Origin of the sequence: Streptomyces sp. NPDC091416 (genome assembly GCF_044756845.1) — a bacterium.
Taxonomy (GTDB): Bacteria; Actinomycetota; Actinomycetes; order Streptomycetales; family Streptomycetaceae; genus Streptomyces.
Genome location: NZ_JBIVTU010000008.1, coordinates 129,214 through 149,777, shown reverse-complemented (window position 1 = coordinate 149,777; position 20,564 = coordinate 129,214). Strand labels below are relative to the sequence as shown.

Annotated in this window: 11 protein-coding genes; 3 read left to right on the top strand and 8 right to left on the bottom strand. The window is 71.5% G+C overall.

The genetic code is table 11. From position 1 onward, the window contains the following. Positions 1-43: 43 nt before the first annotated feature. Positions 44-3,634, top strand: a complete 3,591-nt coding sequence (locus ACIQMX_RS24025; RefSeq protein WP_363073673.1) for a S8 family serine peptidase — start codon at positions 44-46, stop codon at positions 3,632-3,634. Positions 3,635-3,654: 20 nt separating this feature from the next. Then, entirely contained in the window at positions 3,655-7,251 is a 3,597-nt protein-coding gene (locus ACIQMX_RS24020; RefSeq protein WP_402480949.1) for a S8 family serine peptidase, read from the top strand. A 92-nt stretch (positions 7,252-7,343) separates the two neighbouring features. Here the strand turns inward: ACIQMX_RS24020 and ACIQMX_RS24015 are convergent, their stop codons facing one another. From ACIQMX_RS24015 to ACIQMX_RS24005, 3 genes are all read right to left on the bottom strand, one after another. Then, positions 7,344-8,822 carry a M20/M25/M40 family metallo-hydrolase gene (locus ACIQMX_RS24015; protein ID WP_363073677.1) on the bottom strand — a complete coding sequence of 493 codons (1,479 nt, stop codon included), beginning with the start codon at positions 8,820-8,822 and terminating at the stop codon, positions 7,344-7,346. Next, positions 8,815-9,879 carry a DUF917 family protein gene (locus tag ACIQMX_RS24010; protein ID WP_363073679.1) on the bottom strand — a complete coding sequence of 355 codons (1,065 nt, stop codon included), beginning with the start codon at positions 9,877-9,879 and terminating at the stop codon, positions 8,815-8,817. The genes ACIQMX_RS24015 and ACIQMX_RS24010 overlap by 8 nt, the downstream gene beginning before the upstream one ends. A 65-nt stretch (positions 9,880-9,944) precedes the next feature. Next, positions 9,945-11,576, bottom strand: a complete 1,632-nt coding sequence (locus tag ACIQMX_RS24005; RefSeq protein WP_363073681.1) for an OPT/YSL family transporter — start codon at positions 11,574-11,576, stop codon at positions 9,945-9,947. 253 nt (positions 11,577-11,829) lie between these two features. On the opposite strand from ACIQMX_RS24005, the gene ACIQMX_RS24000 reads away from it, so the two are divergent. Beyond that, a complete protein-coding gene (locus ACIQMX_RS24000) occupies positions 11,830-12,612 on the top strand; it encodes an IclR family transcriptional regulator (RefSeq protein WP_363073683.1) in 783 nt (260 codons plus the stop codon). A 7-nt stretch (positions 12,613-12,619) separates the two neighbouring features. Here the strand turns inward: ACIQMX_RS24000 and ACIQMX_RS23995 are convergent, their stop codons facing one another. The 5 genes from ACIQMX_RS23995 to ACIQMX_RS23975 form a co-directional block, all read right to left on the bottom strand. After that, positions 12,620-13,300, bottom strand: a complete 681-nt coding sequence (locus tag ACIQMX_RS23995; RefSeq protein ID WP_402480946.1) for an AroM family protein — start codon at positions 13,298-13,300, stop codon at positions 12,620-12,622. Positions 13,301-13,483: 183 nt separating this feature from the next. Beyond that, a complete protein-coding gene (locus tag ACIQMX_RS23990; RefSeq protein ID WP_363073687.1) occupies positions 13,484-13,654 on the bottom strand; it encodes a hypothetical protein in 171 nt (56 codons plus the stop codon). Positions 13,655-13,814: 160 nt separating this feature from the next. After that, positions 13,815-17,177, bottom strand: coding sequence for an AAA family ATPase (locus ACIQMX_RS23985; protein WP_363073688.1), 3,363 nt, complete (start codon positions 17,175-17,177; stop codon positions 13,815-13,817). A gap of 96 nt (positions 17,178-17,273) precedes the next feature. Then, positions 17,274-18,293: a DUF389 domain-containing protein gene (locus ACIQMX_RS23980; RefSeq protein WP_363073690.1), complete on the bottom strand. Its 1,020-nt coding sequence runs from the start codon at positions 18,291-18,293 to the stop codon at positions 17,274-17,276. A gap of 85 nt (positions 18,294-18,378) precedes the next feature. Further along, the gene (locus ACIQMX_RS23975; RefSeq protein ID WP_363073692.1) at positions 18,379-20,274 is read right to left on the bottom strand and encodes an alkyl sulfatase dimerization domain-containing protein; all 1,896 of its coding nucleotides are present in this window, start codon (positions 20,272-20,274) and stop codon (positions 18,379-18,381) included. Between the last annotated feature and the right edge of the window lie 290 nt (positions 20,275-20,564).

The following is a 20,564-nucleotide window of genomic DNA, read 5'->3' as shown; positions in this document are numbered from 1 at the left end:
GTGCCGGCCCTGCAAGAGAACCCTTTGGAAAGAGAGTGCGTACGTGAGACAGCAACTCGCGCGACGGCAAGGCCTGATGGCCGCCGCGCTCACCCTGGCCATGGGGGTGCCGCTCCTCGCAGCGGTGCCCGCCTCCGCGGGCCCGGCCCCGACGCCCGCGGCCCAGCTGCTGGGCAAGGCCGACACCGAGGTGGTCCGGCAGCTGGACAAGAAGGACACCACGACGTTCTGGGTGCAGCTCGGCTCCAAGGCCGACACCTCGGCCGTCAAGGGGGCGAAGACCCGGGTGGGCCGGGACAAGGCCGTCATCGCGGCCAAGAAGCAGCACGCCGCCACCACCCAGGCCGGCATCGAGGCCCTGGTGAAGAAGGCGGGCGCACACTCCACCTCGTACTGGATCAGCAACATCGTCAAGGTCACCGGTGACAAGGCCCTCGCGCAGAAGATCGCCGCCCGCCCGGAGGTCGCCTCCATCGCGGCCGACAAGCTCCTCCAGCTGCCCGAGGAACTGCCCGCCGAGCAGGAGCCGACGGTCAACGGCGTCGAGTGGAACCTCGACAGCATCAACGCGCCCAAGGTCTGGGACGAGGTGGGCATCAACGGAAGCGGCATCGTCGTCGCCAACATCGACACCGGCGTCGACTACCAGCACTCGACGCTGATGAACAAGTACCGCGGTCTGAAGGCCGACGGCACGTACCAGCACGAGTACAACTGGTTCGACGCCACCGCGAGCTGCTCGGGCGACGCCCCCTGCGACGACCACGGGCACGGTACCCACACCATGGGCACCATGGTCGGGGACGACCGCGACGGCAACAAGATCGGTGTCGCTCCGGGCGCCCAGTGGATCGCGGCCAAGGCGTGCACCCCGCTCGGCTGCCCGCAGGACGCGCTGATGGCCGCCGGCCAGTGGATCCTCGCGCCCACCGACCGCAACGGCCAGAACCCGCGCCCGGACCTGGCCCCCGACGTCGTCAACAACTCCTGGGGTGCCGACGTCATCGACACCTGGTACAAGGACATGGTCCAGGCGTGGACCGACGCGGGGATCTTCTCGGCGTTCTCCAACGGCAACGCCGGCCCCGACTGCGCCACCGCCGGTTCCCCGGGCGCCTACAACAACAGCTACGCCACCGGCGCCTTCGACAGCGCCGGCGACATCGCGTACTTCTCGTCCCGGGGCACGGGCGAGGACGGTGCCGTCAAGCCCGACATCGCAGCCCCGGGCGTCGACATCCGTTCGGCCGCCCCCGGCGGCGGCTACGCCGTCATGTCCGGTACGTCGATGGCCTCACCGCACACCGCCGCCACCGTCGCCCTGATGTGGGCGGCGTCCCCGGCGATCCGGGGCGACGTCGCGGCCACCGAACGCCTCCTCGACCGCACCGCCCACGACGTGGACGACACCACCTGCGGCGGCAGCGCCGAGAACAACAACGTCTACGGTGAGGGCCGGCTCGACGCCTACGAGGCCGTCGCATCCGTCCCCCGCGGCCCGCTCGGCGGTCTCAACGGCACCGTCACCTCCGACGGCGCTCCGCTGGCCGGCGCGACCGTGGAACTCGACGGGCCGATGAACGCCCTCGCCGAGACCCACGCGGACGGCACGTACAGCCTGCCGAAGCTCATGGTCGGCGACTACCGGGTCAAGGTCACCAAGTTCGGCTATACGACCGCCGAATCCACCACCACCGTCATCGAGGACGCCACCGCCACCCGCGACCTGGCCCTCACCGTCGCGCCCGTCGGCACACTCACAGGCACTGTGACAACGCTGTCCGGCCCCGAGGCCGGCGCGAAGATCGTGGTGGCGGGTGCCCCCGCCGACACCACCACCACGACGGCGGCCGACGGTACGTACGCGCTCCGGCTCCCGGCCGGTGCCTACCAGCTGACGATCACCCCGGTCTCCCGCTGCGCCACGATCGGATCGTTCGGCGTCCAGGTCGTCGCGGGCGAGGCGGGCAAGGACCTCACCCTGCCCAACCGCGGCGACCGGTTCGGGACCGTGTGCCGGACCACGCACGACACCGTGTTCCCCTCCGGATCCACCAAGCTGAGCACCAGCAGCGACTACGACGGCTCGGCCACGGTCAAGTTCCCCTTCCCGGTGGCGCTGTACGGCAAGACGTACCGGCAGGCCGGCGCGAACATCGAGGGCTACCTCAGTTTCGAGACGTCCAGCAGCGTAAGCGCCAACCGGACCGTCCCCTATCCGGGACTCCCCAACGGCTCGCTCTACCCGTTCTGGGACAACCTTCAGCTGGCCAACGACGGCGGCGACATCTACTGGTCGGCCCGCGGCACGGCCCCGCACCGCGAGATCGTCGTGGAGTGGCGTAACGAGGTGACGTCCGCCGCACGCACGCAGAGGCTCGACTTCTCCGTGGTGATCGGTGAGGACGGCACGTACTCCTTCCACTACCGCAACCCCGTGGGCGGCGACTACGCGAAGGGTCTGGGCGCCACCATCGGCGCCGAGAACGCGGACGGCACCGACGCGCTGGAGTACTCGTACAACGAGGCGTCCGTGAGCGACGGCCTCGCGGTCGAGTTCCGGCCCACCCGTAGCGCAGCCCTGACCGGCACCGTCACCGACGGCAACGACGCCAAGGCGCTCGCCGGAGCCACCGTCACCGTCTCGCGTGACGGCGAGCCCGTCGCCACCGGCACCACGGGGTCCGACGGCACGTACCTGGTGCAGGCGCCGGTGACCGGCGACAAGACCGACTACGACGTCACCGTCACTGCCGCGCACTACGGCGCGGGAACGCGTACCGTCGCCCTCGCCACGGGCTCCACGGAACAGTTCTCCACCGCGCTGACCACCGGAAAGGTCACCGCCACCCCGGCCACCGCGACCACCGTCATCGTGCCCGCTGAGGAGAGCCGTCAGCGCACCCTCACCCTCGCCAACTCCGCCTCCGACACCGGCTACACGGTCACCGAGGCGAGTGGCGCCTCCTGGTTCAGCGCCGCACCCGCACAGGGGCAGCTGGCCAAGGGCGGCGGGCAGAAGGTCGTCCTGACCTTCGACATGCACGGTGTGGCGCCCGGCACCGCCCTCAAGGGCACCGTCGTCGTCGCCTCCGACAGCGGACGCGCCCCGGAGATCAGGATTCCGGTGACCGTGTCCGTGCCCGCCTACCGCACGGCGATCGACGCCGGCGGGGCGAAGGCGTACACCGACTCCGCCGCCGACGCCTGGACCCCTGACCAGAAGTACACGGCCGGCTCGTACGGCTTCGTCGGCCAGTCCACGAAGGTGAGCACCACCAACGCCATCGAGGACACCACCGACGACAAGCTGCTGCGCACCGCCCGCGAGGGCGCCCTCGAATACCGCTTCGACCAGGTGCCGAACGGCACCTATCAGGTCGAGCTGGACTTCGCCGAACTCGGCAAGGTCACGGCCGGACAGCGCCTCACCGACGTCCTCGCCGAGGGCTCCGTCCGCCTGCCCGACCTCGACATCGTCGCCGAGACCGGCGGCAGCTACCGGGCGCTCGCCAAGTCCTTCACGGTCACCGTCACCGACGGCCAGCTGAACGTCCGGCTGGTCGCCACCGGCGCCGAGAAGACCCTCGTCAACGCCATCCGCGTCACCCAGCGTCCCGACCTGAGCAGCTGATCCCCATGAGGAAAGCAGACGTGAACCGACACAGAACACCCCGGTGGCGAGGACTCCTCACCACCGCGCTCGCCACGACCCTCGGCGCCCCCTTCCTGGGTGCCCTGCCGGCCGTCGCAGCCGACACCGAACCGGTCCCGCCGACCACCCTGCAGAGCAAGGCGGACAGCGCCCTGCTCAAGGACTTCACCCGGCACGACAAGGTCTCCTTCTGGGTGCAGCTCGCCTCCCAGGCCGACACTTCGGCTGCGAGGAAGGCCCCGACCAAGACCGGCCAGGGCCGTGCGGTGCTGAAGGCGAAGACCGCGTACGCCAAGAGCTCGCAGCGAGGACTCACGGCCTTGCTGAAGCAGGCCGACGCGTCCTACACGTCGTACTGGATCAGCAACACCGTCAAGGTCACCGGCAGCAAGGCCCTGGCCGCGAAGATCGCCGCCCGCTCCGACGTCGCTTCGATCGAGGCCGACGACACCGTCCCGCTCCCGCCCGCGGTCAACGGCACCAACGAGGCCAAGGTCGACGGCATCGAGTGGAACATCGACCGGATCAACGCCCCCAAGGTGTGGAACGAGTACGGGGTACGCGGTGAGGGCACGGTCATCGGCAGCATCGACACCGGCACCGACTACCAGCACCCCGCCCTCGCCGCCGCCTACCGCGGCCTGAAGGCCGACGGCACGTACGACCACGCCTACAACTGGTTCGACGCGACCCACACCTGCGGTACGGCACAGCCCTGCGACGACCAGGGCCACGGCACCCACACGATGGGCACCATGGTCGGGGACGACGGCGCCGGCAACTCCACAGGCGTCGCACCCGGCGCACGCTGGATGGCGGCCAAGGCCTGCACCACGCAGGGCTGTCCGCGCGAGGCGCTGCTCGCCGCCGGGCAGTGGATGCTCGCGCCGACGGACGCCGACGGGGAGAACCCGCGCCCCGATCGCGCCCCCGACGTCATCAACAACTCGTGGGGCTCCGACAGCCTGGACACCTGGTACCAGGCGATGGTGCAGTCGTGGCGGGACGCCGGGATCTTCCCGGCCTTCTCCAACGGCAACGCGGGACCCTACTGCGACACCGCCGGCTCCCCGGGCGCGCTCACGAACACGTACGCCTCGGGCGCCTTCGACAGCAACAACAAGATCGCCTCGTTCTCCTCGCGCGGACCCGGCGTCGACGGCACCGTCAAGCCGAACATCGCCGCCCCCGGCGTCAACGTCCGCTCCGCCACCCCCGGTGGCGGCTACGCGGCCAAGTCGGGCACATCGATGGCCTCGCCGCACACCGCGGCCACCGTCGCCCTGCTCTGGTCGGCGGCCCCGGCACTGCGCGGTGACATCACCGCCACCGAAGCCGTGCTGAACAAGTCCGCGATGGACGTCGACGACACCAGCTGCGGCGGCACCGCGGCCTTCAACAACGTCTACGGCGAAGGCCGGCTCGACGCGTACGCCGCCGTCAACGCGGCCCCGCGCGACCACGTCGGCGCCCTCACCGGCACCGTCACCATCGGCGGCGAACGGGCCGCCGACGTCGAGGTCTCCGTGGCCGGTCCCACGCACGCCACCCTGACCACGAAGAAGGACGGCACCTACGCCTTCCCGCGGCTGGTCTCCGGTGCGTACACGGTGTCCGTCACCAAGTTCGGCTACCTCACCGACACCGCCGGACTCACCGTCACCGACGGCGGCTCCGCCACCCACGACACGGCGCTCGCCACCGCACCCACGGGCACCCTGACCGGTACCGTACGCAGCGACTCCGGCACCGAGGCCGACGTCGCGATCAAGGTGCAGGGCACCCCGGTCCGGGCCACGACCGCGGCCGACGGCAGCTACAAGCTGACGCTGCCCGTGGGCGGCGGTTACCGGATCAGCCTGACCCCGCTGAACCACTGCGCGGCCACCATCGGCATCGTGACCGACGTCGCCACGGGCACGGCCACCAAGGACATCGCCCTCGCCACCCGCACCGACGCCTTCGGCACCACCTGCCGCCAGGTGTCCGCGGAGTACCCGACCGGCGAGACGAAGGTCGATTTCCCGCCGCCGTCGAGGGCCTACTCCGCAGTGACGCTGCCGTTCCCCGTCGCCCTGTACGGCCACACGTACGACAAGGGATGGATCACCCGCGACGGACAGGCGATCTTCGGCTACCTCTCCGTGCTCGACAACACCCCGCTGCCCGACAAGGCCCCGGCCAACGGCGCGCTCTCGCCCTTCTGGGACCAGCTCGCCATGGACGCCTCGTCCGGCATCTACACGTCGGTCCGTGGCACTGCCCCGCACCGTGAATACGTCGTCGAGTGGCGCGACATGCTCATCGCCCGCGACACGACCGAGCACATCGGCTTCGCCGCCGTGATCGGCGAGGACGGTACGTACTCCTTCCACTACAAGGGCATCGACCCGAGCGCGAAGGGCTTCGAGCAGGGCACCGGCGCCACCATCGGCGCGGAGAACCACGACGGCACCGACGCCTTCCAGTACTCGTTCGACCAGCTCTCCGTCCGTGACGGCATGGCGATCAGCTTCCGGCCCGAGGGCCACGCGGTCGTCTCCGGCACGGTGACCGACGCCAACGACGGCAAGCCGGTCGCCGGTGCCACCGTCACCGTCACCCGCGACGGGACGAGCGCCGGCACGGCGACCACCCGGGCCGACGGCGCGTACCTGACGCAGATCCCGGTGACCGCGGCCGCCGACCACAAGGTCACCATCACGGCGCCGCACTACGCCACGGCGACCCGCACGGCCGAACTGGGCAGCCTGTCCGCGCTGCGCACCGAATCCGCCCTGACCACGGGCGCGGTGCGGGCCGACAACGGTTCCGGGTGGCAGCTGGTCGTTCCGGCGGGCGAGCAGCGCCGGCGCACCCTGACCCTCGCCAACGGCGGCTCGTCCGCCACGTACACCGTCGCGGAGAAGTCCGGTGCCTCCTGGCTGAAAATCGCCCCGGCGTCCGGCACGCTCGGCGCGGGCGCTCAGCAGCAGGTCACGCTGACGTTCGACACGGCGGCGGCCAAGCCCGGCACCGTGTACTCCGGCACCCTCGTGGTGACGTCGGAGAGTGCGCGGACACCGACGTTCTCGTTGCCGCTCAAGTTGGTCGTCCCCGCCTACCAGCAAGGTGTCGACGTCGGTGCGGACACCGCCTCCCTGGACGCCCTCGGCGACACCTGGACCCAGGACCGGTCGTACGCGGAAGGTTCGTTCGGATACGTGGGTGACAGCACCGTCCTCACCTACACCCGTAAGGACATCGCGGGTGCCGGCAGCTCCCAGGAGCAGCAACTGCTGCGCTCGGGCCGGGAAGGCGTCAGCGAGTACCGCTTCGGTGCCGTCCCGAACGGCGTCTACCAGGTGGAGCTGGGCTTCGCCGAGCCGGAAGGCGTGAAGCCGGGACAGCGTGTCTTCGACGTGACGGCCGAAGGCGTGGAGAAGGTCGCGGACGTGGACGTCCGCCTGGAGTCGGGCGGCGCCCGGACCGCACTGTCCAGGACGTTCACGGTCAAGGTCACCGACGGCCGGCTGGAGGTGGGCTTCAAGGCGGTCACCGGCACGACGTTGGTCAACTCGATCCGGGTGACTCAGCGCCCCGACCTGACGAGCTGATCCAGCACGTCCGCAGGCACGAACGGGCCCGCTCCGGAAGCAATCCGGGGCGGGCCCTGCCGCATCGGCCGGGGGCCGGTGCCGCGCGTCGTTCACTCCGCGCAGGCGCGTTCCTCGTGCCGGGCCCGGAGGGCGTAGTCGTTGAGGATCAGCGACAGGCTCGACGTGAGGCGCCGCGCGTAGGGGACGTGGAGGGACTCGTTCGGGCCGTGGGCGTTCGCGCCCGGGCCCAGCACTCCGCAGGCCAGGAACTGCGCCTCGGGGAACTGCCGGGTCAGCTTCCCCATCAGGGGGATCGTGCCGCCCTGACCGATCCGTGCGACGTCCGCCCCGTCGAAGCAGGCCCGGCTCGCCGCCGACAGCGCGGCCCGGAGCCACGGCTGTTCGGCGGGTGCGTGCCAGCCGTCGGCGAGAACCCGGTCGGGCGTGAACCGGACCGACGTGCCGTACGGCGGGTCCGCCTCGAGGATCCGGCCGACCTCCGCGATGGCCGCCGCGCTGTCCACCGTGGGCGGCAGCCGCAGAGAGACCTTCACGCGCGTGTGCGGACGCAGTACGTTGCCCGCCGACGCCACCGGAGGAATCCCGTCGGCTCCGGTGACCTCCAGACTGGGGCGCCAGGCCCGGTTGAGGAGAAGCTCCTCGGGGTCGCGCGTCACCGGGGACGCGTTCCCGTACCAGTCGAAGCGGCCCCAGACCTGCTCGCGCAGCAGCGCCGCCGCCGCACGTGTCTGGGCGCGGCGCTCCTCCGGCACCTCGCAGTGCAGTACGTCGGGGCGCAGCGAACCCGTCGCGCCGTCCTCCAGCCGGTCCAGCAGCCGCCGCAGCACCCGGAACGACGACGGCACCACGCCGCCCGCGTCGCCGGAGTGCGCGCCGTCGCCGAGGACCCGCACGTCGAGCGTCCCGCCGCAGGCCCCGCGCAATGACGTGACCAGCCACAGCCGTTCGTAGTCGCCCGCCCCGGAGTCCAGGCAGACCACCAGGCCCACCTCGCCGATGCGTGGCGCGAGCAGGGCGAACCAGTGGTCGAGGTCGGGGCTGCCCGACTCCTCGCCGGCCTCGAACACGCCGACGCAGCGCGGCCGGGCAGCGCCCTGCTCGGCCAGCGCCCGCACCGCGGTCACCGACGCAGGCAGCGCGTACCCGTCGTCGGCGCCCCCGCGACCGTACAGCCGCGGGTGGTCGAATACCGGTTCCCAAGCGGTGCGGCCCTCGGTCCACCCGTCGCCCTCGGGCTGTTTGTCGAGATGGCCGTAGAACAGCACGGTCTCCTGCGCAGGCGTGCCCTCGCCCGGCACCTCGAAGAAGATCAGCGGCGTGCGTCCGGGCGCGCGCAGAACCTCCACCCGCAGGCCGGGCAGCGGCACGTTCCGCAGCCACGCGGCCGCCGCGTCGACGGCCCGGTCGAGGTGGCCGTGGGCCTCCCAGTCCGGGTCGTACGCGGGGCTGACCGCCGGGACGCGGATGTGCTGCCGGAGGAGGGGGAGCACCTCCGTCTCCCACTGGGCGTCACAGAACTCCCGTACGGAGCCGGCCTCGGCGACACCGGCCGGAACCTGCTCAGGCATCGGCGAGGACCCTGGCAGCCGGGGCGAACTCGATGCCGAGCAGCTCCTCCACCGGCGCGTACACCTCGGGCATGTACATCGTCCGGGAGAGCAGGAGGTTGTCGGCCGGGGCGACCAGGACGCTGACCTGCTTGCCGACCTCGACGTCCGCGGAGGCGAGCGGCTGCCCGGCCTCGTCGAACGTCGTGATCAGATCGGGGAACGACGCCCGGCGGACGCCGGCGATGTCGAGCGCCATGTACTCGTTGACGATGTGCAGGGTGGTGCGCGCCGCGTCGTCGAGGATCGCGACGCCGACGTCCAGGCCTTCCCGCTGCTCGCAGCGGTACTCGAGCACCTTGCCGGTCACGGCGATCTCGCCGCCGAGATGCTGGGCGGCGCCGAGCACGCCGCCCGCCAGGAAGCGGCGGCCCAGTTCGATGGCGAAACCGATCGCGCCCGGCGCGCCGTTGCGCACCGCGTAGCCGACCTCGACGGGGTTACGGGCCACGCCCACCCAGCCGCCCGCCTCGACGGAGGCGCGTCGCACCACGTTCGACGTGGCCTCCAGGCCGCCGGAGACCGAGCCCTCGACGTACGCGTACGGCTTGCCGCCCGCGTAGCCCTGGGAGGAGAGGTAGCCCTCCTCCTGGTGCAGGCCCATCGCGCCCATCACGCTGGAGGGGTGGGCGCGGCCGTTGCAGGCCAGGTCGATGACGGGCAGGCCGGTCATCGCGGAGTGGAACCAGCCGTTGATGGTGGTCTCGGCGCCGTTCTCGTTCGTGTGGATCGCGACGAGCGGGCGCGGCAGGTCACGGCGGAGCAGCTCCAGGGCGCGCAGCAGGTGCGTGGGCAGCACCTGCGGGTCGGGCGCCGCGGGGGCGCCGACCAGGGCCACCGTGGCCGTCAGGTCGTCGGCCGCGAACTCGTCGGCCGACCACAGCTCCGGTATGCCGATCTGGAGGGCCAGTTCGGCGGTGCGCAGACCCCGCTCGACGAATCCGCCGCCACCTCCGCCGAGTACGGCACCGCCGTACACGGCCGCGCGGATGTCGTCATGGGTCAACTGTCGCTTCACGGGGGTCTCCCAGGGGGGTTCTGTACAGGGGTGCGAGAGGAAGTACGGAGGGCTGGCTGCTTGGCCTACTTGGCGGCCTTGAACACGCCGTTGCCGAATGAGTAGAGGGCGTCACCGGCGATCGCGCCGCCGGCGAAGACCTCCAGGTCGTCCTTGGCCTTCGGGCCGAGGACGCGCGGGGCGAGCACACGCACGGCGACACCGGCGGCGACCATCCAGCCGGCCATCGGTGTGGTGATCAGCAGGCCGGTCGCCAGCAGGATGCCGAGCTGGCGCTTCGAACCGCCGATGAGCTGCACGATCGCGCCGGGGATCGCCCACAGGGCGAGGTCCCGGGCGGTCTCACCGGACGGGCCCGCCTTGATCGCGGCGACGTACGCGGCGTCGATCGGGGCGGTCTGCCCGTTGTCGAAGAACATCCGGTACGAGACGAGGACGACGACGATGGCGACGCCGAAGCCGATCATCGCGGCGATGAGCTGCTGACGGCGGCCCTCCAGCTCGAAGGCCGGGTCGGCGTTCTCGCCGCGCAGCAGATAGCCCGCCTTCAGGTCGTAGCCCATGTCGGCGAAGGCCGGACCGGTCGCGGCGGTGAAGCCGGACAGCACGACGAGCGCCTCGGGCGGGAAGCCGATGAGGATGCCGAGCAGCAGCGTGATCAGGGCGATCGCGAAGGCCGGGAACCAGCCGGAGTGCATCGAGGCGATGCCGACGAGCAGTTCGTGCAGGAACGCGGCGACGGAGGCGTACAGGAGGAAGCCGATCAGCATGCCCGGGCTCATGTGCGTGGCGGCACCGGTGCCGAACGCGAGCAGGACCGAGATGACGAGGTAGGCGCCGAAGCCCAGCCGCATCGAGCGCCCCAGACGTCGGGCGCCCTCCGGCGCACCGGCCTGTCCGGTCGCGCGGGTGTCGTTCGCCGGGGTGCGCCGGGCCTGGACGATGGTGCGGCCGACCTGGACGAGGGCGACCAGACCCGCTCCCATCATCATGCCGTGAGGCAGGTACATGGCACCCAGGTCGAGGCCGAACAGCGGGTCGGCGTACTGGTTGAACAGCAGGCCCACGCCGAAGGCGGCCATGGCGCCGAGACCGCCGATCAGGGCTACGCCGAACGCCGACATCGGCAGTGTGAACGCGGCGCCGACCAGGCCGGTCAGCAAGCCGAGGCCGAGCACCTTGGCGCGGCGGCCGCCCTCGTCGCCGGCCTTGATGGCCTGAGCCGCTGCGAGCCCGGGGGGCCAGGGGTTCTTCGCGGGGAAGGCCGGGGTGTCGTACATCCGGTAGAGCAGCCAGGCGTCGACCAGCATCGCGGCGGCGACCCCGATCAGCATCGGGATGATCATGTCGTCCATCCCGAACAGGAACGGGATGCCGATCGGCAGGAACAGGCTGTTCGCCGCGCCGAACGTGGCCGAGGAGATGCTGGTCTGCGCGAGGTTCTGGGCGTGCACCGAGCGAAAGCCGCGGAACATGACGAGCGGTACGCGGGCCAGTGTCATCGCGGCGAGCGCACCGATCAGCGAGGTGCTCGGGGTGACCCCGAGCGTGGCGAGCAACTGCACGCCCACGATCGCGCCGAACACGCTGAGCACCACGGTGAGGATCAGGTTGCCGGGGGCGAGGGCGCGGGGATGGCGCAGGCTCTCGCTCGCGGGGTGCGAGGTCTCTGCCTGGGGAGAGGCGTCAGTGCTCATGGGTCTTCGGTGCTCCCGTGCGGGTGGGCGCCTTGTCAGTCGCCTGGGGAAGTTCTAAAATATGGAACAGCTTATGAATATCTGGATCTATCTGGATCATCCATAGCGTGCGGTCCGGCGTCAAGGGTTGAGCCGGGGTTCTCGAAATGTGGGCGGTCCGGAGTCGCGTGCGGGGGGCGGTCAAAAAGACGCCCGGGCGCCCTTTACGATCGGACGACATGACTCGGGGGAGCTCGGGGGAGGCGGGAGAACGGTGAGCACACTCGCCAACGCGCGCGATGTCCTGCAGTTGATGGCGCGTCTGCAGCGCGATCTGACCGTGACGGATGTCGCGGGGGCGCTGGACCTGCCCAAGAGCTCCGTCTCGCGGACGCTCAGCATGATGGCCGACTACGGCTTCCTCGATCGCGACCCGACGAGCCGCGCCTACCGCCCCGGCGTCCTCGTCATGGAGGCCTCGTACCACTTCCGCGCCTCGCGCAGCACGGCCTCCCTCCTGGAGGAGGAGGTGGCCAGGCTGGTCGCCGACATCGGGTACACCGGGTACGTGGACGTGCTCGACGGGCCCGAGTCGCTCGTGCTCCACATGCGGCTCGGGACGACCGGTGCCCTCCAGGCGTACACCCCGGCCGGCACCCGGGCACCCGCCTACGCCAGCTCCATGGGGCGGGCGCTGCTCTCCCGCCTGGACGACGCGCAGGTGCTGCGCCTCGTCGACGCGCGCCTGGAACAGAGCACGGGCTCGGCGCCGCGCACCCCCGGTGAGCTGACCTCCTGCCTGGCGAGGGTGCGTGCCGACGGCTGGGAGTCCTCGCGCGGCGAGTACGTGCCGAACGTCGCCGGCGTCTCCGCAGCCGTACTCGACAGCGACACGGGGCAGATCTTCGGCATCGGCGTCGCCCTGCCCGCGCCCGAGCTGCACGACGGGAACGCGGCCCGCTTCGGCCGGTCGGTACGGGACGCCGCCCTGCGCGTCGGCAAGCGCATCGGCGACCCGTACTGGCTGCGGTACGTCGAGGCCGACGCCGGCCGCTGAGGCGCCCTCAGTCCAGCAGGGGTCCGAGGGCGGCGCCCACCAACGCGCCCGGCGTCAAGATGGGCACGGTGAGCCCCGCCGCGCGCAGTGACCTGCGGTGCCGCGCCCCGTACCCCATGCAGTCGAGCATCAGGGCGTCCGCGCCGGCCTCGAGGTGGGTGCAGGCCGCCGCGAGCAGAGCCGCGTCGTTGTCGGCGTACGGCGAGGCCGTGGTGAACGCGGGGTCCGGAACGACTGTCCGCCACTTCTCGCGCGCCTCGGTGACCTGCTCGGGCAGCGGGACGACGAATCCGACCCGGCTGCCCCGCAGGACGGTGCCGACATATCCCGTGACCAGGGCGTCCGGCTCGACGAGCCGCGCCCGCCGGGTCCGCAGGCCGGGGAACTCGCCGGTGCACAGGAGCACCACGACGTCGGCGCCCGCCTCCTCCACCTGATCGATGCGGGACTGCAGCGCGGCACCGAGGGTGTCCGCGTCCAAGGTCACGGAACTGCCGTCGGCCAGGCGGCTCAGAAGGGTCGCGCGCCCTTCCGTCGCCCCGAAGCGGAGCTCGGTCTCCCGGCGGGTCAGACCGTCGAGCACACCGGCGTGCCGTACACGTGCGGTCGCCGGCAAGTGTGCCTCGATTGCCTCGGACAGGTCCGGGCGGGGGGCCTGACCGATGGTCAGGAAGGTGACCGTGTTCACGGCGCGCCTCATCTCTGGTAGTTCCATATATTGGGTAAGAGTTGCGAATTACTGTAGTCGGCGGTGTCGTGTGGGGGTAGAGGATCTGTGACGCGCGCAGTCGCACGCCCCGGCACGCAGAGAACCCCCTGGGCAGGGCCCAGGGGGTTCTCTGCGTGGCTTCCCGGCGGTCGCCGGGTGGGATCACGACAGCTTGAACGTCGTCATCTGGTGGATGCTGTCGTCCGGGCTGAGGACGCGCCCGCCCAGCTCCTGCGACATCCGGTCATCGCCGGTGGTGTTGAAGTTGAGCGAGATCATCTCCTCGGCTCCGTCACCGTCGAGGTCGACGGCGAGGTAGTTGCGTACTGCCACAGCTTCTTGCCGTTGCCGTTGTAGACGCGGAGGGCGTCGGTCGGGACGAGGATTTCGTCCTTGCCCTTGCCGTTGGTGGCATTGCGGTGCGTGGCAGGTCATGACCGGGTAAACACGGACAAGCCGTCCGCCCGTCAGCAGTGGATCCGGCGTGTGCCCTTCAGGCGTGGCCGCCATCGCGCAACAGGGCTCGCGCCCAGGCGGCTCGGCTCGTCCCGGCCGGGTAGGGAAGGAGCTCGGCAAGCGACTCGGCCCGGGCCAGCTCCCCGGCCCCTGCGGCTGCCTCGGCGAGCACGGTCAAGGAAGCACCGAGTGCGACCCGGGCCTCCACCTCGGCAAGATGCTCTCCGGTACGTTCCGCCCGCGACACCTCCGCCAGAGCGAGCTGCCTGGCGGATTCGGCACGGCCGGAGAGAAGCTCCCCCCAGGCCGCCAGCACGGGTGCCTCGTCGCCGAAACGGTCCAGGACCCGCAGCACTGCCTCCGGACGTCCCATGTGCAGAGCGAGTTCCGCACGTGCGGTGCGCACCGCGTGGCTCGCCCGCCGGTCTCCGAGCGTGGTGGCGACCGACTCGGCGCGGTCCAGGAGGTCCTCGGCGGCGGCTGCCTCGTTCATGGCCCACCGGGTGCGGGCCAGCGCCGCGAGCGCGTACGGAAGACACCATGCCTCGGCCGGTTCCGCGCCCGCGACCGCGGCCTCGGCGAGGGCGCGGGCCTGTTCGGGCTCTTCCAGGAGCAGCCGGAGTTCCGCCAGGTTCGCCCGCTCGAAGGCGGCGGCCGCCGGTCCGCCGGACCGTTCGGCGAGGCCGAGGGCGCGCTCTCCCCGGTCGATCGCCTCGCGCAGACGGCCGGCGCGGCGGGCGTTCTCCCGCAGCATCGACAGGACCGATCCGAGCAGCGTCGGGTCTCCGTAGGCCTCGGCCGGTACCAACGCCCTGTCGCCCGCGGCGCGGGCCAGGTCGAAGTGGCCCGCGAGCCCCAGATTGCTCGCCTGAAGGACGAAGGCGCGGGCCTTCAACCCGTGGCTGGAATGTCCCGGCACCTCGTCCGCCGCTGTCAGGGCGCGTTCGGCGGCGGCGCACCCGTCGTCGTAATGGCCCTGGGTACTGAGGATGACGGACAGCGTCAGGAAGTGACCCGCCGTCGGTTCGGGAGAGGTCTCCTCCGTCACGGGATGCTGCCGCAGGACGGCGAGGCCGGGTGCGGGGGAGCCGGTTCTGACCAGCATCTCCGCCAGGAGTGCCGCCGCGAGGACGCGGTTGTCGTGGTCGTCGAGCCGTTCGAACTCGGCCAGGGCCGGGCGCAGGGCGCCGACGGCCTGCTCGAAGTGGCCCATGCTGCGCAGTACCTGGGCGTGCGCGAGACGGGCGCGTCCGGCGTCGACATCGAGCCGGGCTATCAGGTCCCGGTAGTAGCGGTCGGCCGTGTCGTTCGCGTACAGGGCCGCGGCCCGTTCCGCCGCCAGGCGCAGGTACTCGGCCGCGCGGACGTCGTCGGCCCGCGCGAAATGCGAGGCGAGTGTGTCGACGGCGTCGGGACGGCGCCTGCGCACCGCCTGCGCGAAGGCGCCGTGCAGGTGCCGACGGCGGACGGCGGACAGGCGCTCGTAGCAGGTGAGGCGGACCAGCGGGTGCCGGAAGGCGATTCCTGTCTCGTGCCGTCCGGTCACGACGACGGTCCGCTCCTCGATGAGCGCGGCGCCGATGGCCTCGTCCAGAGCGGCGATCGCCGCGGCCCCGGACAGCGGCGGGTGCAAGCCGTCGGCGGCCACGTCGAGCAGCTCGGACAGTGCCGTCTCGGCACCGCCGACGGACAGCGCCTCCACCACGTGTCGTGTGTTCCCGTCGAGACGGGCGAGCTTCTCCGCCACCAATTGCCGCACCCCGTCCGGCGCCACGCCCTCGGGGCCGTCGACGCCCAGGTTCCGGGCGAGTTCACCGGCGAACAGAGGGTTGCCCAGAGACAGTTCCCACACCCGGTCCCACCGCTCCGGGCTGTCCGTACCGGCCCCGGGAACCGAGGGTGCGACATCCCGTGCCACCGCCAGGCACGCTTCCCGGTCGAGGCGCTGGACGACCTCGTGCACGACCTGCGGCTGCCGCAGCAGAGCCGTGAGATCCACGACCCGAGGACCGGACTCGGCCAGTTCCTCGGCCCGGTACGTCACCAGGACGCGCAACGGGAATCCCGGGCGCGAAGCGTGCCGTGCCAGATGGCTCAGCAGTTGGTACGAACCGGAGTCCGCGGCGTGCAGATCGTCCAGAACCAGCAGCACCGGCTGAACAGTGGCAAGTTCGGCGAGCAGGCCGGCCGTCGCGCCGAACAGCCGGTCGCGTTCCTCCTCGGGGCTGCGGTCACCGAAGGACCGTATCTGCCCCAGCGACGGAAGGAAGGCCGCCAGTTCCGGAAACTCCGAGCCCACGCGGGCGCGCTCCGCCACATCCCGCTCGGCCAGCCAGCCGTCGAGCGCCTCCGCGAAGACGCCGTAGGGGGTGTGCCCCTCCGCGTCGTGGCCGGCGCCCCACAGCACGGCGGACCCGGAGGCGGCGGCGAGCCGCGCGGCCTCGGCCACCAGCCGGGTCTTGCCCACACCGGCCTCGCCGGTCAGTATGCGGACCGGCGGACCCCCGGTGGTGAGCAGCTGGTGCAGCAGCTCGTCCCGGCCGCGCAGGGGGGCCACGTCCGGGCTCTGCAGGGGTGCGGGCAGGGCCACCCGGGCCGGGCCCGGCTTACGTGTGGTGGCCAGGGCGACCCGGTGCAGACGCTCCGTCTCCGGACCGGGCGGGACGCCCAATTCGGCCGCGAGCGCCTCACGGCACAGGTGGTACTGGCCCACCGCACGCCGTCGCAGACCCTGGCGTATGTAGGCGTCGATCAGGATCCGGTGCGCCGCCTCCTCGGCCGGGCTGGAACGCAGGACGTGCTCCGCCGTCGCCGTCGCCTCCTGCAGGGCGCCCCGCTCAAGGTGGGCCGAGGCCAGACCCAGGTACATCTCGTTCGTCAGGGCGGTGAGCCGTGCCCGCCGCGGTTCCGTCCACGAGAGATAGCGGTCCTCCGGCAGCAGCTCGCCCGTGAACAGGGCCAGGGCGTCCTTCAGCGTGGCGGGGTCATGCGATGCCAGCGCGGATTCGGCGGCCTCTTCGGCGTGGTCGGCGTCGACCCATACGGTGGCCGGGTCGAGGGAGAGCATCGCTCCGTCCGACACGAGGTACGAGGAGGCGGCGCGCGGGGCGAGCTCGGGCTCCAGCGCGCGCCGCGCCGCATGCAGCGCGACGCGGAGATTGCCGGCGGCGGCGTGCGGATCGGTGTCCGGCCAGCAGAGGTCCATGATCTGCTCACGGTGCAGCCGGTGGCCCGGAGTGAGAGCGAGCAGCTTGACCAGTGCCTGGGCCGTCAGCCGCGGCCACCTGCCGGTCGGTTCGGGACAACCGTCACGCGATACGCGGAAACGGCCGAAAAGGTGCAGACGCAGCAAAGGGGCGACACGGTGACCGTTGGTGGGGGGTGTTTGCTGCGTGTTCATGGGGGCGCCACTGTAGCCGAGCACCCTGAGCCCGTAGGGCCCGGGGCGCCGTGCCGGACAGTGCCTCCGTAGCCTCGTGGGCCGCGTGAGCCCAGGTCAGCCGATGGCCGAGTCCCGCACGGTGCAGGTGTCGGTGTCCGCCGGGCACCAGTGGGTGCGGCCGCCCACCAGATGAAGTTCCAGATCCGCGTCCCGCATGCCGTTGCGGTCGAGGGCGGCACGCAGCGCCGTGGGTGCCGGCTGGGGCGGCAGCCCGAGTACGCCGATGACCACGACGCCGTTGCGGCCCTCGACGGAGGCGATCTGCCACTTCCCGGTGGCCGCCCACTTCTCGGCGACCGGGCGGGCGTCGGCGGCCAGGGAGCGGTCCCTTGCCACGGTGATCGTCCCGGTGGTCAGCGGCACGGCGATCAGGAGCATGAGCCCCACCACGGCCGCCAGCGAACCTCCGTGGAACCGGCCCACGGCGAAGCCCGACTCCTGCGCCACGCCCCTTACGCCGAAGACGAGGAAGACGATCGTGCCGGTCGCCACGATGGCCGCCACGTTGGTCGCGAACAGCAGCGTGGACTCTCCGGCGTCGTGATACCGGCCCACCGTGAGCAGGAGCCCGGTCACGGCCAGCGGCGGCACCAGGGAGATGGCGATCGCCACACCCGGCAGCGTGTCCGAGATGTCCGCGCGCACCAGCGCGAAGGCGCCCACGGTGCCCGTGGCCAGCGCGGCGAGCAGGTCGATCAGACGGGGGCTGATCCGGGACGTGACCTGGCTGTTGGAAGCGAACGAGTCCGGCGGGGCGGCGATCCAGCCCAGCAGCATGCCGACCGCCACCACGGCCAGCGCACCGCCCAGCACCAGCAGTACGCACCGGACCACCTGCGACCGATCGGCGAGGACCAGCGCCAGTGCGCTGCCCAGGATCGGAGTCATCAGCGGAGCCACGATCATCGCCCCGATGACGGTTGCCGTCGAGTCACCGACCACGCCCGCGCTCGCGATGACCGACGCCAGGACGAGCAGCCCCCAGAACCGGGTCGAGCCGGGGCTGCGAAGCCCCTTCTCGATGAAGAGCGCGTCGCTCATCCGGCGGAGGGTGGCGGCGTCGACGGATGCCATGGGCGTTCTCCTTGCCGAAAACAGCTCGGGGACCAGGTAGGCGCGGACCGGTCCGTGCCGGTCCGCGCCGCCGTGACCGGTCGGATCAGGGAGTGACGATGGTGAAGTCCGGGTCCGGGGGGCTGAGGTGGCCCAGGAGTTCGGTGATCTTCGCCGCGTCACCGGTGATGGTGGCGCGTTCCGGAAGTTCCGACGGGGGGAGGCTGCCCAGCAGGACGGCACGCAGCGCGGCCTCGTCCAGCGCCACCTCGACGTCCGGGGAGGAGACGGCCGGTCCGGTCCCGGCGATGTGGGTGAGCACGCCGTTGCGCAGCCGCAGGGTGACGGGCTCACCGCCCGTCACGTTCCAGCGCACGCTGATGTCCGCGTCCCAGCTGCGAGGACCGTCGACCCGGATGGACAGGGCGTCGAAGAGCTGGTCCAGCGACAGCGCGCGGAGGAGGTCCGCGGACGCCGTTGTGGTCGGCGACCCGACCGGGCCCCGGCGGAGTTCCAGAGCACCTGTCAGGTAGAAGTTGCGCCAGGTGCCGTTCTCGCTGCCGTACCCCAGCTGCTCCAGCGCGTCCGCCTGCAGAGCGAGGGCCTCCGCATGGGTCGGGTCGGCGAAGACGACATGGTTCACGACCTGCGCGACCCAGCGGAAGTCGCCTTCGGCGAACGCGTCACGTGCCCGGCGCACCACCTCGTCGGCGCCCCCCATGAAGTCCACGTACCGTTTCGCCGCCTCGACGGGCGGGTGCTCCCACAGATGGGCCGGGTTCCCGTCGAACCAGCCCATGTAGCGCTGGTAGATGGCCTTGGTGTTGTGACTGACGGAGCCGTAGTAGCCGTGGGTGTGCCAGGCCCGCTCCAGAGCCGGAGGCATGTCCATCGCCTCGGCGATCTCCAGCGGAGTCATCCCCTGGTTGATCATCCGCAGCGTCTGGTCGTGCAGGTAGGCGTACAGGTCGCGCTGTTCGGCGAGGAAGGCCTGCGCCTTCTCCCGCCCCCACACGGGCCAGTGGTGGGAGGCGAAGGCCACGTCGGTGGAGTCGCCGAACAGGGTGACCGCCTCGGTCAGATACATGGCCCACACCCGCGGGTCGCGGACCTCCGCACCCCGGAGCGTCAGCAGGTTGTGCAGGTTGTGGGTCGCGTTCTCGGCGAGGCACAGTGCCGCATGGTCGGGGAAGTGGATGTTCAGTTCGGAGGGGGCCTCGGTGCCGGGGGTGAGCTGGAAGACCATGCGGATGCCGTCGACGGTCTCCGTCTGCCCGGTGCGGGTGATGTCGAGCGTCGGCGGGATCAGGCCGACCGATCCCGTCGAGGTCGTCTGTCCCAGCCCCGCGCCGATCTGTCCCTGCGGGCCCTTGGGGAGGGCGGCCCCGTACATGTAGGCGGCGCGGCGTGCCATCGCCGTGCCCGCGTACACGTTCTCGCTGACCGCGTGCTCCAGGAAGCCCTCCGGCGCGATCACGGGCACGCCCCCGGCGACCTCCTCCTCGGTGAGTACGCCCTTCACTCCACCGAAATGGTCGACATGACTGTGCGTGTACAGCACGGCGGTGACCGGGCGGTCGCCGCGATGGCTGCGGTAGAGCGCGAGGGCCGCGGCGGCGGTCTCGGAGGAGATGAGCGGGTCGATCACCAGGATGCCGCGCTCGCCCTCGACGACCGTCATGTTCGACAGGTCGAATCCGCGGATCTGGTAAATGCCCTCCACGACCTCGAACAGTCCGTGGTCGGCGACCAGCCGGCTCTGCCGCCACAGGCTCGGATTGGCGGTGGGCGGGCAGTCCTGCGCCAGGAACCCGTAGGCGTCGAGGTCCCAGATGACCGAGCCGTCGGCCGTGCTGATCTCGCTGGTCGGTGCCGTTCCCATGAACCCGCGTCGGGCGTCGTCCATGTCGTGGGTGTCATCGAACGGGAAACGGTTCAGAAGCTTCTCGTTGGCCCGGCTGATCGAGGACTCGGCAGGCTTGGACTGCGTATTCCCGGTCATGGTGCGCTCCCTCGCGACAGACTGAGGCAGCCCGTCGGCAGCCCTGCCCGCCAGCCTTGCCGCACCGTCACTCCGCTGCCAGCAGGGCTACTCCGAACGGATCAGGCGCAAACGCGGACGGCGGAGCATCAGCCGGGGGCGCACGCTCCCGGCCGAGCACGGGAGAGGCGGGGGGGGGGCCCCCCACCCCCCCCCCCCCCCCCCCCGGGGCCCCCCCCCCCCCCCCCCCCCCCCCCCCCCCCCCCCGGCCGGGCAGAGGTTGGGGGAACCGGTGGGGGCGCGGACCAAAA